The organism is Pseudomonas sp. 31-12, assembly GCF_003151075.1.
In the GTDB taxonomy this organism is placed as follows: domain Bacteria; phylum Pseudomonadota; class Gammaproteobacteria; order Pseudomonadales; family Pseudomonadaceae; genus Aquipseudomonas.
In genome coordinates this window covers 685,102-698,993 of record NZ_CP029482.1, presented here as the reverse complement: position 1 = coordinate 698,993, position 13,892 = coordinate 685,102, and the positions used below count along the sequence as shown (strand labels likewise).

Genomic DNA, 13,892 nt, shown 5'->3' with positions numbered 1-13,892 from the left:
GTTCACGCTGACCCTGTGGGAGCGGGCTTGCCCGCGAAGGCGTCAGTACAGGCAATACATTTATCAGCTCAGCCTGAACCCACCCATCTGCCGCGCCAGATCATCCGCCAACCGCTGCAACGTCTGACAGTCCTCCCGGCACGCTCTCACTTCCCCGGCCGTCGCCCGGGCCAGATCGGAAATCCCCTGCACATTGCGGTTGATCTCTTCCGTCACCGCCGACTGCTCTTCCGTGGCCGTCGCCACTTGATGGTTCATGTCGCTGATACGCTCGACCTGTCCGGTAATCGCCGTCAGCGACGCGCCGGTGCGCTGGCTCGACTCAACCCCCGTACCCGTTGCTGCCTGCCCGGAATGCATGGATGAAACAGCATTTTCCGCGCCCTGCTTGAGACTGCCGATCATCTGCTGGATCTCATCGGTCGACGACTGCGTGCGCCGCGCCAACGTCCGCACTTCATCCGCCACCACCGCAAACCCACGCCCCATGTCCCCGGCCCGCGCGGCTTCGATAGCCGCGTTCAGTGCCAGCAAATTGGTCTGCTCGGAGATTCCGCGAATCACTGCCAGCACCTGATCGATCGACGCCACTTGATTAGCCAGCTCACCAACAGCTCCCGCCGCAAGGCCGATTTCATCGGACATGCTTTCTATATGGCGGATCGACCCACCCACAACTTCACGCGCCTGCATCGCTTCATCGCGAGCGTTCTGTGAAGCGACCGCGGCGTTACCCGCGTTCTGGGCGATTTCCTGCACGGTCAGGCCCATTTCGTGGACGGCGGTGGCAACCATGTCGGTCATTTCCTGCTGACGACCCGAACGTTCGGCGGTGTTATCCACCACCCGTGCTACCTGCCCAACGGCCGTGCGCAAACGCTCGCTGGTGGTCAGCACTTCGCCAATCATTTCGCGCTGACTGCCGAGGAATCGATTGAAGCCGCGTGCCAGGTCACCCAGTTCATCGGCGCGGCTGGAATCTAACCGGTGGGTCAAATCTCCCCCGCCGCTACCGATGGCTACCAGCGCCGCTGTTACCTGACGGATCGGCCGCACCAACCCACGGGCCAGCAAAACCACTAGCAACAGACACACCAGCGCCACCGCCAGGCCAATACCGCTGCTCACCCACATGGCACGACGAGCCTCGGCATAGATCTGCGACTGTGGCACTTCGGCCACCAGGGTCCAGCCCAAGTCCCGTAACGGCAGGCTTAACGCCAGATAATCTTCGCCGTCGCGAACGAAGCTGCTGTTGGTGGCAACTTTTTGACCCATGACCGATTGTGCGGCGGTTGCGCCAATTTGCTCGGCCAGTGTGCGCTTGCCGCTGAATTGCGCCTCGGGATGAACCTGGATCAAACCGTCGGAACGCACGAGATAGACCTTGCCGCGCTCACCGAAGTTGAAATTGTGGATCAGCTCCGACAGCTCTTTCATGCTCAACCCAAGCCCGGCAACGCCCACGACTTTGCCGCCCTGCTCGACCTTCAGGTCGATGAACAGCGCCAATTCTCCGGTCGCGGTGTCATTGTCGATATTGAGGGTGCGCGGCTGGTTACTGTCGAGGAAGGTGTAGAACCAGGCGTCCTTGGGATTGGAGCGGCTGAGGGTCCGGTCCAGGCCTTTCTCAGTGAAATAGTGGTTTGAAGCGGTGCCGACAATCAGCGCGGTAAAGGCTTTGTGTTCGGCGCGGATGCCTTCCAGATACTGGACGAACGCGTCTGTCTGGCCACTGTTTTCACCCCCGGCCAGCCAGTCGCGCACCATGCTGTTGCTGGCGATGTCCTTGGCGGCGGTAAGAGGTTGAACGAGGATTCGTTCGATGTCGTTGCGCATCGCCTCGATACTCGACGGCAGTGCCTGCTCGACCAGATAGCTCTGGGCGAGACGGTTGACCACGAGGGTATAAATGCCAACCACGATCAGGATGCTGACCAGCAGGGCGGTGCCCATGCTGAGAATCAACTGCCATTGAATACTGCGTCGCCAGAACTGCATGGAGCACCCCCAAAGAATAAGAGGCTGAAACACTGCAACAGCCGTGCCGATTGTATACAACACAATGGACAATCTATTCTTTGGTTGTGCGCAAAGCCGATCAGGCCTGATTGATCGTCTTGGAGATCACTTCAACCGTGGCGCTGACTTGCTCTTGGTAACGGTCGAGTTCCTGCTTGTGCTGCTTCTGCATTTCAATCTGCTGGGAGCACAGATTCATCGCGGCCAACACCAGCAGGCGGTCACCGATCAGCGTCGGGTACTTTCTTTTGGTATCGGCCAAGGCAGCTTTCAACATCAGCGCGGCGTCCAGCAGGGTTTGCTCTTCCCCGGCCGGCGCCTTGATCGAATAGTCCTCCCCCAGGATCGAGACGACTTTTACCCCTGCGGCGCCGTGATTCATGCGCTGACCGGGCCGGCGCTGACGCGCTCAACCAGGGCCTGGATACGTGCCGCGGTGGCGCCTTGTTTCTCTTCCTGTTCCATCAGGTTCAGCTGCAGGCTTTCGTTTTCATCCTTGGCCTGGGCCAGTTCTGCGCTCAGGGTCTGATTGGTGGCGAGCAGGCTCTGGTTCTGTTGCACCAGGTCGCTGACCAGCTGTTCCAATTGGCTTAGGGATGCTTCCAACATTTTGATTTTCCAAGCATTTCAAGGGGCGCGTACGATAAAGAAAAGTCACCACGGATGCCAGGGTTATTCGGGCGCAAGACCTTGATTTTCCTGGCGGGCGACCTTCCTCGCGAGCTTTAAAGACTGTGATTGGCGGATCTGGTTCCTGCACTTCGTCGCCGGGGCCTGTCTGCGACAAAAACGCGCAGGCCCTCAAGACTTTAGTCGTATGACCGATAAGTCACTCACACGTCAGCTTCAGCGCCGCACGGGTGCGCTCACTTTGGTAAACAGCATGTCCCTTCGTAACATGAATATCGCACCGCGGGCGTTCCTCGGTTTCGCCCTGATTGGCGGTTTGATGCTGGTTCTCGGTGTGTTTGCCTTGAACCAGATGAGCAAGATTCGCGACGCCGGCGAAGACATCGCGTCCATGAGCGTGCCGAGCATCAAAAGCCTGGACGAATTTACTCAACTGACCCTGCGCCTACGGGTGCTGTCCTACCGTTTGCTGGTCAACCGCGAACCGGACGTGCAGCGGAAAACCTTCGAGCTGTTCGAACTGCGCAATCAGCAAATCCGTGACGCTCAGAAGGTCTACGAACCGCTGATCGACGGCCCGCAAGAGCGCGCCGCGTACGATCAATACGTGCAGTTGCTGGCGCAATATCGCCAGCTCGAAGACCGGATGAAGACGCTGTCGCGCAATAACCAGATCGACGAACTGAGCGCGATGCTCAACAGCGAACTGCTTTCCAACTCCGAGGCCGTCAACTCGGCCCTCGGCAAGCTGCTTGAGATCAATACGCAACAGATTGAAGCCACCGACGCCCGTGCCGGTGAGCAGTATTCGACTTCGCTCAACCTGGTGATCACCTTGCTGGTCATTGCCAGCGGCCTGACCGTGCTGTTCGCCTGGCTGCTGACCAACAGCATCACCAAGCCGATCGCCAACGCTTTGAGCGCTGCGGAAGAAATCGCCGAAGGCAACCTGACTCGCCCGATCCATGTCGATGGTGAAGACGAAACCGGCCGCTTGCTGCTGGCCATGTCGAAGATGCAGGACAAGCTGCGCGACACCCTGCAGCGGATTGCCGGCTCGGCCACGCAACTGGCTTCCGCTGCGGAAGAGCTGAACAGCGTCACCGACGAAAGCGCCCGCGGCCTGACCCAGCAGAACAACGAAATCGAACAGGCCGCCACCGCCGTCAATGAAATGACCAGCGCCGTGGAAGAAGTCGCGCGCAACGCGGTGAGCACTTCCGAGGCCTCGAAAAACGCCACCACCTCGGCCGGCGACGGTCGTGACCTGGTGCAGGAAACCGTCAGTGCCATCGAACGCATGAGCGCCGATGTGCAGAGCACCGCGACCCTGATTGGCGATCTGGCCAATGAATCCCGTGACATCGGCAAGGTGCTGGACGTAATTCGCGGCCTGGCGGACCAGACCAACCTGCTGGCCTTGAACGCCGCAATCGAAGCGGCGCGTGCCGGTGAAGCCGGGCGTGGCTTCGCGGTGGTGGCGGATGAGGTTCGTGCACTGGCGCATCGCACCCAGCAGTCGACCAGCGAAATTGAACGCATGATCGGCAGCATCCAGAGCGGTACCGAACACGCGGTGGATTCGATGCGTAACAGCACCGAACGTGCCGAATCGACCTTGAACATCGCCCGCGGTGCAGGCATGTCCCTGGACACGATCAACAGCGCCATTGTCGAGATCAACGAGCGCAACCTGGTGATTGCCAGCGCGGCTGAAGAACAGGCGCAGGTGGCCCGTGAAGTCGATCGCAACCTGGTGAACATCCGTGATTTGTCGGTGCAATCGGCGGCCGGGGCGAATCAGACGAGTGCGGCGAGCAATGAATTGTCGCGATTGGCGCTGGACCTGAACAACATGGTTGGGCGGTTCAGCCTGTAAGCAGCGACACTTTCTCTGTGGCTAAGGGATTTATCTGTGGTGAGGGGATTTATCCCCGTTCGGCGGCGAAGCCGTCGCAAGATCTGTTTGCGGTGTGTGCCTGAAAGAACGCAGGGGCCGCTCCGCAGCCCAACGGGGATAAATCCCCTCGCCACAGGATCAAGCTCAATCCGGGTGACGTTGTCGCGGCTGCAAAAGCTTTTTGACAGCATCACATTTCAACAGGTTAGAATCGCTGGCACGCAGACTGCATGGTCAGTTTGTGCCCGCCTTTCAGCTTTCTGGAGTACTGCCTTTGAATGCGACGACCATCAACAGCCTGTTCTTGATCGGCGCGTTGCTGGTAGGTGCAAGCATTCTGGTGAGTTCCCTTTCATCGCGCCTTGGTATCCCGATTCTGGTGATCATCCTCGCGGTGGGCATGTCGGCCGGTGTCGATGGCGCCGGCATTATTTTCGATAACTACCCAACAGCTTATCTGGTCGGCAACCTCGCGCTGGCAGTCATCCTGCTCGACGGCGGGTTGCGCACCCGGGTTTCCAGCTTCCGCGTGGCGTTATGGCCAGCGCTGTCGCTCGCGACGGTCGGGGTGTTGATCACCACGGGGATGACCGGCATGGCCGCCGCGTGGCTATTCGATCTGAACCTGATTCAGGGCCTGCTGATCGGCGCTATCGTCGGCTCCACCGACGCCGCGGCGGTGTTCTCGCTGCTCGGCGGCAAAGGACTGAACGAACGGGTCACCGCCAGCCTTGAAATCGAATCCGGCAGCAACGACCCGATGGCGGTGTTCCTCACCGTCACCCTGATCGACATGCTCGCCAGCGGCCAGACCGGCCTCCATTGGAGCCTGCTCGCCCACTTCGTGCGTGAGTTCGGCATCGGTGCCGTCATCGGCCTTGGCGGTGGCTGGGTCATGCTGCAATTGGTCAACCGGATCCACCTGGCCAACGGCCTCTATCCGATTCTGGTGATTGCCGGCGGCCTGGTCGTGTTCGCCCTGACCAACGCCCTGCATGGCAGCGGCTTCCTGGCGGTTTACCTGTGCGGCCTGGTGATCGGCAACCGCCCGGTGCGCAGCCGCCACGGCATTCTGCACATGCTCGACGGCATGGCCTGGCTTGCGCAGATCGGCATGTTCCTGGTGCTGGGGCTGCTGGTCACGCCGCATGATCTGCTGCCGATCGCCCTGCCCGCTCTGGGCCTGGCGCTGTGGATGATTCTGTTCGCTCGGCCGCTGTCGGTGCTGGTCGGTCTGCTGCCGTTCAAAGCGTTCCACGGCCGCGAAAAGGCGTTTATCTCCTGGGTCGGATTACGCGGCGCGGTCCCGATCATTCTGGCGGTGTTCCCGCTGATGGCCGGCCTGCCGAATGCCCAGCTCTACTTCAACCTCGCCTTCTTTATCGTGCTGGTGTCACTGCTGGTGCAGGGCACGAGCCTGCCCTGGGTGGCGAAACTTTTGAAAGTGACCGTTCCGCCGGAGCCGGCGCCGATCTCGCGCGCAGCCCTTGAGGTGCATGTCACCAGCGAGTGGGAGCTGTTCGTTTATCGCCTCGGTGCCGAGAAATGGTGCATCGGTTCGCCCCTTCGGGAGCTGAAAATGCCCGAAGGCACACGTATTGCAGCGCTGTTTCGTGGCCAACAACTGCTCCATCCGTCGGGTAGTACGGTGCTCGAAGTCGATGATTTGCTGTGTGTTATCGGCCATGAACACAACCTTCCAGCCCTCGGAAAACTCTTCAGCCAGGCACCGCAACGCGGCCTCGATCTGCGCTTCTTCGGCGACTTCGTACTCGAAGGAGACGCCCAGCTGGCAGCGGTTGCGGCGCTGTACGGGTTGAAAGTCGAAGGCATCGATCCGGACATGTCCCTGGGCCGTTTCATTGCCCAGAAAGTCGGCGGTGCTCCCGTCGTCGGCGACCAGGTGGAGTGGAACAACACCATCTGGACCGTCGCAGTCATGGAGGGGAACAAGATCGGCAAAGTGGGCGTCAGATTCCCCGAAGGAAGTCGCCCGGGTCCGGGCTTGTTCCTCTAAACTCCACACTTCGTCTCGTTTTCGATCGGTCTCTATGTCAACCCTGCGCACTTTTTTCATCATGGCCCTGCTGGGCTTGAGTCTTTCTGTCGGTACATTGCAAGCGGCCGAACCGCCGACCAGCGAAGCCGTGCAGGCGAATCTGGACAAGATCGCCGATCGCAAACTGCCGGAAGCAGATCAGAAAGCCCTGCAATCCGTCCTGCAAAGCACGCTGACCCAGCTCGGCAACCAGCGTGATTACGAGCAAAAGCTGGTCGCTCTCAAGCAGCAGCTCGCCACCGCGCCCAAGCAGAACATCGAAAACCAGCGTGAGCTGACCAAGCTCAAAGCCACCATAATGCCGCCGGTGCCGCAACGTTACGCCAACCAGTCGATCCAGCAGCTCGAGCAAATGCTCACCGAGCGCTCGACCCAGCAAAGCGACCTGCAGAAGGCGCTGGCCGACGCCAACAGTCTGGTGATCACCGCCCAGACCCGCCCCGAGCGCGCACAGGCCGAAATTTCCGCCAGCCAGACGCGTATTCAACAGATCAACAACATACTCAAAGCCGGCAAGGACGCCGGCAAGACCTTGAGCGGTGAACAGCGTGACCTCCTGAATGCCGAACTCGCGGCACTGAATGCGCTGATTCCGCTGCGTCGCCAGGAACTGGCCGGCAACAACCAGTTGCAGGATCTGGGTAACAGCCAGCACGACTTGCTGACCGAAAAATCCGATCGCCTGGATCAGGAAATCCAGGAGCTGCAAACCCTGATCAACCAGAAGCGTCTGGCCCAGTCCCAGGAGACGGTGACGCAACAGTCCATCGAAGCGCAGAAATCCGGCGGCAGCGCGCTGCTGGCCACCGAAAGTTCGGCCAACCTGAAGCTCTCGGACTACCTGCTCAAAAGCACTGACCGCCTCAATGAGGTCACCCAGCAGAACCTGCAGACCAAACAGCAGCTGGACAACGTGACCCAAAGCGATTCGGCACTGGACGAACAAATCAACGTACTAAAGGGCAGCCTGCTGCTCTCCAAGATTCTCTATAAACAGAAACAGGCTCTGCCACGTCTCAAGCTCGACCGCGACCTGGCCGACCAGATCGCCGATATTCGCCTGTACCAGTTTGAAGTGAGCCAGCAGCGGGAATTGCTCAGCAACCCCGCGACCTATGTCGACAACCTGCTGTCCACCCAGCCGCCGGAGCAAGTTACCCCGCAGCTGCGAAAAAGCCTGCTGGAACTGGCCACCACCCGCGCAGACCTGCTGGAACGCCTGAACCGCGAACTGAGTGCGGTGCTCAACGAATCCATCACCCTGCAACTCAATCAGAAACAGCTGCTCAGCACCGCGCAAAGCCTGCGGGCGACCCTCGATGAGCAGATGTTCTGGATTCCCAGCAACAAGCCGCTGGACCTGGAATGGATGCGCGCCGTGCCGGAGCGCCTGGAACGTCAGGTCACTACGCTGCCGTGGGCTTCCAGCCTGAGCGAATTGAGTGATGGCCTGATACAGCGGCCGCTGCTGTTCCTGCCCCTGGTGTTGCTGATCGGTGCCCTGCTGTGGCGACGTAAAAGTCTGTATGCCCGACTGAGCAAAGTTCACCAGGACATCGGCCACTTCAAGCGCGACAGCCAGTGGCACACGCCGCAGGCCATCCTGATCAATATTCTGCTGGCAATGCCGGTCTCGCTGGGCCTGGCCTTGTGCGGCCTGGCGTTGCAGATCGACGCCCGCGGGCAGAACGCCAACATGGGCGCGGCGCTGCTGCAAATGGCCCAGGCCTGGCTGGTGTTCTACACCGCTTACCGGATCCTCGCACCGGGCGGCGTCGCTGAACTGCATTTCCGCTGGGAAAAACCCCAGGTCGAGTTCCTGCAGGGCTGGGTCCGCCGACTCGGCTTGGTGGTGATGGCATTGGTTGCCGTGGTAGCGGTTGCCGAACTGCAACCCTCGACGCTGGCGGATGACGTGCTCGGCATGCCCGTGGTGCTGATCTGTTACGCCTTGATGGCCTGGCTGCTCAGCCGCCTTCTGATCGCCAGCCCGACGCACCAGAACGCGTCGCTGTTCCGCAAAGCGGTCGGGGTCCTGTTCACCGTCCTGCCCGTCGCGTTATTTGTGGCAGTGTGCTTCGGCTACTACTACACCGCGCTGAAACTCAGTGACCGGCTGATCAACACCCTTTACCTGCTGATGTTCTGGCTGGTGATTGAAGCCACTTTCGTTCGCGGTCTCAGCGTTGCAGCACGACGCCTGGCCTACCAGCGCGCCCTGGCCAAACGTCAGGCCGCCAAGGAGGCTGGCGACGGCGAAGCGGTGATCGAAGAGCCGACGCTGGACATCGAGAAGGTCAACGAACAGTCCCTGCGCCTGATCCGCCTGGCACTGCTTGGCGGTTTCATTGCGGCGCTGTACTGGGTCTGGTCCGATTTGATCTCGGTGTTCTCGTACCTCGACAACATCACCCTGTACGAATACACCAGCGGTACCGGCGCCAACATGAGCATGGTGCCGATCAGCATCGGCGACATGCTCGGCGCGCTGATCATCATCGGTATCACCTTCGCTCTCGCGCGCAACTTGCCAGGCTTGCTGGAAGTGTTGGTGCTGTCCAAGTTGAATCTTGCACAAGGCAGTGCTTATGCCACGACCACGTTGCTGTCCTACGTGATCGCCGGCATCGGCTTCGTCTCGACCCTGTCGACCCTCGGCGTGAGCTGGGACAAGTTGCAATGGCTGGTGGCGGCGCTGTCGGTGGGGCTCGGTTTCGGGATGCAGGAGATTTTCGCGAACTTCATCTCGGGCATCATGATCCTGTTCGAGCGTCCGGTGCGGATCGGCGACACCATCACCATCGGCAACCTGTCGGGCACGGTCAGCAAGATCCGCATCCGCGCCACGACCATCACCGACTTCGACCGCAAGGACATCATTGTCCCGAACAAGACGTTCATCACCGGGCAACTGATCAACTGGTCTCTGACCGACACCATCACCCGGGTGACCCTCAAGCTCGGCGTCGACTACGGTTCGGACCTGGACCTGGTGAAAGAGCTGCTGCTCAAAGCGGCGCGCGATAACCCACGTGTCCTGAAAGACCCGGAACCCCACGTGTACTTCCTGAACTTCGGCGAAAGCACCCTCGACCACGAGTTGCGCATGCACGTGCGCGACCTCGGTGACCGCAACCCGGTGCTGGACGAGGTCAACCGCTTCATCAATCGCGAGTTCAAGAAGCAGCACATCAACATCTCGTTCCGGCAGATGGAGGTCTATCTCAAGAACCTTCACGGCCAGGAATACAAAATGGTGCCGATCGAACCGGAAACCAAAACCATCGTGCCGCTGGTGGATGGCAAGTCGCCCCTTGAGCCGCCGCCCGCCAAGCTCGACTAACGGCCTTATCCCTAGCAGAATGCTCGGACACTCTGCTGGAGATGGCCGTTGAAAGCCCTCGACGAACTGACCTTCGATAATCGCTTCGCCCGCTTGGGCGATACGTTTTCCGCCCATGTGCTGCCCGAGCCCATCGACAACCCGCGCCTGGTGGTGGCCAGCCCTGCGGCCATGGCGCTGCTGGATCTCGACCCCGCCGCAGCGGATACCCCAGAGTTCGCCGAGCTGTTCAGCGGCCACAAGCTCTGGGCCGACGCAGTCCCTCGGGCGATGGTCTATTCCGGCCATCAGTTCGGTTCCTACAACCCGCAGCTGGGTGATGGTCGCGGCCTGTTGCTGGGCGAGGTCTACAACGAGGCCGGCGAACACTGGGACCTGCACCTCAAGGGCGCCGGCCAGACACCCTTTTCGCGCATGGGCGATGGACGCGCGGTATTGCGCTCCTCGATCCGCGAGTTTCTCGCCTCCGAAGCGTTGAATGCCCTGAACATCCCGACCACCCGTGCCCTGTGCGTGATCGGCTCCGACACCCCGGTGTGGCGCGAGAAGCAGGAACGCGCAGCGATGGTTCTGCGCTTGGCGCCGAGCCATGTGCGCTTCGGGCATTTCGAGTATTTCTACTACACCAAACGTCCGGAGAAGCAGAAAGAACTCGGCGAGCACGTATTGGCTATGCATTTCCCCGAGTGTCTGGAACAACCGGAACCGTACCTGGCGATGTTCCACGAAATCGTCGAGCGCAATGCCGAGCTGATCGCCAAATGGCAGGCTTACGGCTTCTGCCACGGCGTGATGAACACCGACAACATGTCGATCCTCGGCATCACCTTCGATTTCGGTCCGTTCGCCTTCCTCGACGACTTCGACGCCCACTTCATCTGCAATCACTCGGATGACCAGGGCCGGTATTCCTTCAGCAACCAGGTGCCGATCGGCCAGTGGAACCTAAGCGCCCTCGCCCAGGCCCTGACGCCGTTCATCAGCGTCGACGCCCTGCGCGAAACCCTCGGCCTGTACTTGCCGTTGTACCAAGCCCATTACCTGGACCTGATGCGCCGTCGCCTCGGACTCACCACGGCCGAAGACGATGACCAGAAACTGCTGGAGCAGCTGCTGCAACTGATGCAGAACAGCGGCGTCGATTACACGCTGTTCTTCCGCCGTTTGGGCGATGAATCACCCGAATTGGCCGTCGCCCGTTTGCGCGATGACTTCGTCGACATCAAGGGCTTCGATGCCTGGGCTGAGTTGTATGTCGCCCGAGTTGGCCGTGAAGGCGAGGTTGATCAGGAACAGCGGCGCAAGCGGATGCACGCGGTCAATCCGCTGTACATCCTGCGCAACTACCTGGCGCAGAAGGCGATCGATGCAGCGGAGAGCGGCGATTATTCAGAGGTTCGGCGACTGCATGCCGTGTTGAGCAATCCATTCGACGAGCAAGCGGGGATGGAAAGCTACGCCGAGCGGCCGCCGGAGTGGGGGAAGCATTTGGAGATCAGTTGTTCGTCGTGAGGTTGGTCAGTCCAGCGGATCAATGGCACTGACGACGCGAGCAACGATGTCTGCCATCGTAACGTCATCAAGTCGCTCAATGAACTTGGCTGAGCCGTCGCGCACACGCTGCTCTATATCAAAACTACGAACCTGATTACAAACTGCGACACCATTCGTTTCGTGGCCGGAGACGATGACCGCCAAGCCGGTGTTTCGACTGAAGCTGCCGCCACTGGTCACCGGCACAGTCATGCTGACACCCAAGGCGTTGATTTCCCTTGGCGTAATTACCACGAATCGATGCCTATTCATCATTTCGCGTCCCGCAACCGGGTTCGGATCAATCCAGTAAACATCCCCCCGCTGTGGGGCCTGACGCCGAACCATCAACCCAACTCCCGGCCAACTGGATCGCCTTCACGTGCAAACGCCGTCTGCGCATTCAACTCGGCTACTTCTTCGGAACCTTCAAGCAACTCTGCAAGGCTATAGCGCTTGCGAGAAGGCCGTACAACCGGACGGGCAATCAACTCACCATCGACCACATTCAGTTCCAGTTGTGCTCCTACTTCCAGGTGCAGGAGCTTCAGCAGCGTTGGCGGGAGAGTAATCACTGCAGCGCCACCTTGACGGCGGATTTTGGAAGTCACGGACACGGGATAACTCCTATCCGACAATTGAGAGATATCGACTTCTCGATAAGTGCAACAAAAGTAGCACGAGCTTAAAGGCAAAGCGAGCTCCTCATAAAGAGATTAGAAAACGGTGAAGTTGCTTCCAGCGTAGCCACCGATCCCGCCCCGAAACTCCAGAATATGTGTGCATTTACGACAATCACTGCGCCTGCCCCCGTCTTTTGCTGGCTTGATAAATGAAGCTTGCGACTCCAAATCAGCTTTAGACTGCCCAAACATTCAGAGCCTCGACCATGACCGACCCACTCCTCATCCCCTGCCCTCACTGCAACGGCCTCAACCGCATCCCCGCCGAACGCCTCAACGATCACCCAAAATGCGGTCGCTGCAAGGCCGAGGTCTTGCTGAACAAGCCGTTCGAATTGAAACAAGGCGATTACGCCAGCCAGATCAAGGGCGATCTGCCGTTGCTGGTGGATGTGTGGGCGGAGTGGTGCGGGCCGTGCAAGTCGTTTGCGCCGGTGTTCGAGCAGGCGGCGGCGCAATTGGCGGGTAAATGTCGACTGGCGAAACTGGACAGTGAGGCGAATCAGCAATTGTCGGCTCAGTTGGGGATTCGCTCGATTCCGAGCCTGATTCTGTTCAAGAACGGCCGGGAAGTGGCGCGTCAGAGCGGGGCGTTTCCGTTACCGCAGTTGATGAGCTGGTTGCGTAGCCAGGGGATTTAAAACCACCGCGATTTAATGTGGGAGCGGGCTTGCTCGCTCCCACATTGGGTTGGGCGACGTCGACAGATTCAGGCGTTTTCGAGCAGGTTATGCAGTTCGACGAACTGCTGCGTCAGCTTGTGCCGTGGGTCGAGGTGAATCAGCGGCGTATTGGCCTGATGGGATTCGCGCATGCGCACCGAGCTGGTCAGGTACACCGGCAATACCGGCAATCCTTCGGCGATCAGCTCGTCGAGAATCTGCTGCGGCAGGCTGGCACGGGCCTGGAACTGATTGACCACGATGCCTTCGACTTCCAGGCCTTCGTTGTGGTCGTCCTTCAACTCTTCGATTTCCGCCAACAGGCCGTATAGCGCCTGGCGCGAGAAGCTGTCGCAATCGAATGGGATCAGCACCCGGTCAGCGGCAATCAATGCCGATACCGCATAGAAGTTCAGCGCTGGCGGGGTATCCAGATAGATGCGGTCGTAATCTTCCCCCAGTTCATCGAGCAATTTGCGCAGCTTGTTGATCTTGTGTTTGGCCTCAAGCTTGGGCTGCAAGTCGGCCAACTCGGCGGTTGCGGTGATGACGTGGAGGTTTTCGAACGGCGTTTCGTAGATATCGACCTGGTTCTTCTTCGAGAACGGTCCTGAGGACAGGGTTTGCTTGAAGAAGTCGGCGATGCCCATCGGGATGTCATCCCCGGTGAGGCCCGTTAGGTACTGAGTGGAGTTGGCCTGGGCATCGAGATCCACCAACAGGGTGCGATACCCCTCGCTGGCGCTGACCGCCGCCAGATTGCAGGCAATGCTGGATTTGCCCACGCCACCTTTCTGATTGAACACCACGCGCCGCATGTGAAAAACCTCCGTGTATCAAAGAATGATCGAGTGTAGTAGTCCATGGCGCTGCTTAGCTACCTCGTCGGCACGGGGACTACACAGTCAGCGGCAATCTCCCAATAAAAAAACCGCCAACTCTGCCATCGATCGCCGACAGAGCCGACAGACTTGCTCAGCACGATGTGGATAATGGCCAAACGACAGCTTTTCGCGGACTAATCAGTTCATTTGACTGCGCAAAACGTAACCATCATTTG

11 protein-coding genes and 1 pseudogene are annotated in these 13,892 nt (G+C 59.6%); 5 read left to right on the top strand and 7 right to left on the bottom strand.

Going from position 1 to position 13,892, the window contains the following annotated elements; translation table 11 throughout:
* Positions 1 to 63: 63 nt before the first annotated feature.
* The 4 genes and pseudogenes from DJ564_RS32715 to DJ564_RS03260 form a co-directional block, all read right to left on the bottom strand.
* Positions 64 to 795 (bottom strand): methyl-accepting chemotaxis protein, encoded by a 732-nt coding sequence (locus tag DJ564_RS32715; RefSeq protein ID WP_371922071.1) that lies wholly within the window; start codon positions 793 to 795, stop codon positions 64 to 66.
* Between the two features lie 135 nt (positions 796 to 930).
* Positions 931 to 1,956 (bottom strand): annotated as a pseudogene (locus DJ564_RS32710) (cache domain-containing protein); the annotation flags it as partial.
* A gap of 145 nt (positions 1,957 to 2,101) precedes the next feature.
* Entirely contained in the window at positions 2,102 to 2,404 is a 303-nt protein-coding gene (locus DJ564_RS03265) for a cell division protein ZapA (RefSeq protein WP_008149648.1), read from the bottom strand.
* Complete coding sequence (locus tag DJ564_RS03260) at positions 2,401 to 2,631, bottom strand: hypothetical protein (protein WP_090176480.1); 231 nt, start codon at positions 2,629 to 2,631, stop codon at positions 2,401 to 2,403. The genes DJ564_RS03265 and DJ564_RS03260 overlap by 4 nt, the downstream gene beginning before the upstream one ends.
* A gap of 274 nt (positions 2,632 to 2,905) precedes the next feature.
* Between DJ564_RS03260 and DJ564_RS03255 the strand changes: the two genes are divergently transcribed.
* From DJ564_RS03255 to selO, 4 genes are all read left to right on the top strand, one after another.
* Positions 2,906 to 4,531: a methyl-accepting chemotaxis protein gene (locus DJ564_RS03255; RefSeq protein ID WP_109635929.1), complete on the top strand. Its 1,626-nt coding sequence runs from the start codon at positions 2,906 to 2,908 to the stop codon at positions 4,529 to 4,531.
* A gap of 295 nt (positions 4,532 to 4,826) precedes the next feature.
* A complete protein-coding gene (locus DJ564_RS03250; RefSeq protein WP_109627637.1) occupies positions 4,827 to 6,569 on the top strand; it encodes a potassium/proton antiporter in 1,743 nt (580 codons plus the stop codon).
* A 34-nt stretch (positions 6,570 to 6,603) separates the two neighbouring features.
* Complete coding sequence (gene mscK / locus DJ564_RS03245; RefSeq protein WP_109627636.1) at positions 6,604 to 9,954, top strand: mechanosensitive channel MscK; 3,351 nt, start codon at positions 6,604 to 6,606, stop codon at positions 9,952 to 9,954.
* A 48-nt stretch (positions 9,955 to 10,002) separates the two neighbouring features.
* Entirely contained in the window at positions 10,003 to 11,466 is a 1,464-nt protein-coding gene (gene selO / locus DJ564_RS03240) for a protein adenylyltransferase SelO (protein WP_109627635.1), read from the top strand.
* A gap of 6 nt (positions 11,467 to 11,472) precedes the next feature.
* On the opposite strand, the gene DJ564_RS03235 is transcribed toward selO, so the two are convergent.
* Positions 11,473 to 11,835 (bottom strand): type II toxin-antitoxin system PemK/MazF family toxin, encoded by a 363-nt coding sequence (locus DJ564_RS03235; RefSeq protein ID WP_109627634.1) that lies wholly within the window; start codon positions 11,833 to 11,835, stop codon positions 11,473 to 11,475.
* Positions 11,835 to 12,104 (bottom strand): AbrB/MazE/SpoVT family DNA-binding domain-containing protein, encoded by a 270-nt coding sequence (locus tag DJ564_RS03230; RefSeq protein ID WP_109627633.1) that lies wholly within the window; start codon positions 12,102 to 12,104, stop codon positions 11,835 to 11,837. Before DJ564_RS03230 ends, DJ564_RS03235 begins: the two co-directional genes overlap by 1 nt.
* 272 nt (positions 12,105 to 12,376) lie before the next feature.
* Between DJ564_RS03230 and trxC the strand changes: the two genes are divergently transcribed.
* Positions 12,377 to 12,811, top strand: a complete 435-nt coding sequence (gene trxC, locus DJ564_RS03225) for a thioredoxin TrxC (protein WP_109627632.1) — start codon at positions 12,377 to 12,379, stop codon at positions 12,809 to 12,811.
* 68 nt (positions 12,812 to 12,879) lie between these two features.
* On the opposite strand, the gene DJ564_RS03220 is transcribed toward trxC, so the two are convergent.
* Positions 12,880 to 13,650 (bottom strand): ParA family protein, encoded by a 771-nt coding sequence (locus tag DJ564_RS03220; RefSeq protein WP_109627631.1) that lies wholly within the window; start codon positions 13,648 to 13,650, stop codon positions 12,880 to 12,882.
* Between the last annotated feature and the right edge of the window lie 242 nt (positions 13,651 to 13,892).

Bases quoted from the DNA above. Each gene is read 5' to 3' on its own strand.
- DJ564_RS32715 (WP_371922071.1), bottom strand. From the start codon at position 795: ATGGTTGCCACCGCCGTCCACGAAATGGGCCTGACCGTGCAGGAAATC.
- DJ564_RS03255 (WP_109635929.1), top strand. From the start codon at position 2,906: ATGTCCCTTCGTAACATGAATATCGCACCGCGGGCGTTCCTCGGTTTC.
- mscK (WP_109627636.1), top strand. From the start codon at position 6,604: ATGTCAACCCTGCGCACTTTTTTCATCATGGCCCTGCTGGGCTTGAGT.
- DJ564_RS03235 (WP_109627634.1), bottom strand. From the start codon at position 11,835: ATGGTTCGGCGTCAGGCCCCACAGCGGGGGGATGTTTACTGGATTGAT.
- trxC (WP_109627632.1), top strand. From the start codon at position 12,377: ATGACCGACCCACTCCTCATCCCCTGCCCTCACTGCAACGGCCTCAAC.
- DJ564_RS03265 (WP_008149648.1), bottom strand. From the start codon at position 2,404: ATGAATCACGGCGCCGCAGGGGTAAAAGTCGTCTCGATCCTGGGGGAG.
- DJ564_RS03220 (WP_109627631.1), bottom strand. From the start codon at position 13,650: ATGCGGCGCGTGGTGTTCAATCAGAAAGGTGGCGTGGGCAAATCCAGC.
- DJ564_RS03260 (WP_090176480.1), bottom strand. From the start codon at position 2,631: ATGTTGGAAGCATCCCTAAGCCAATTGGAACAGCTGGTCAGCGACCTG.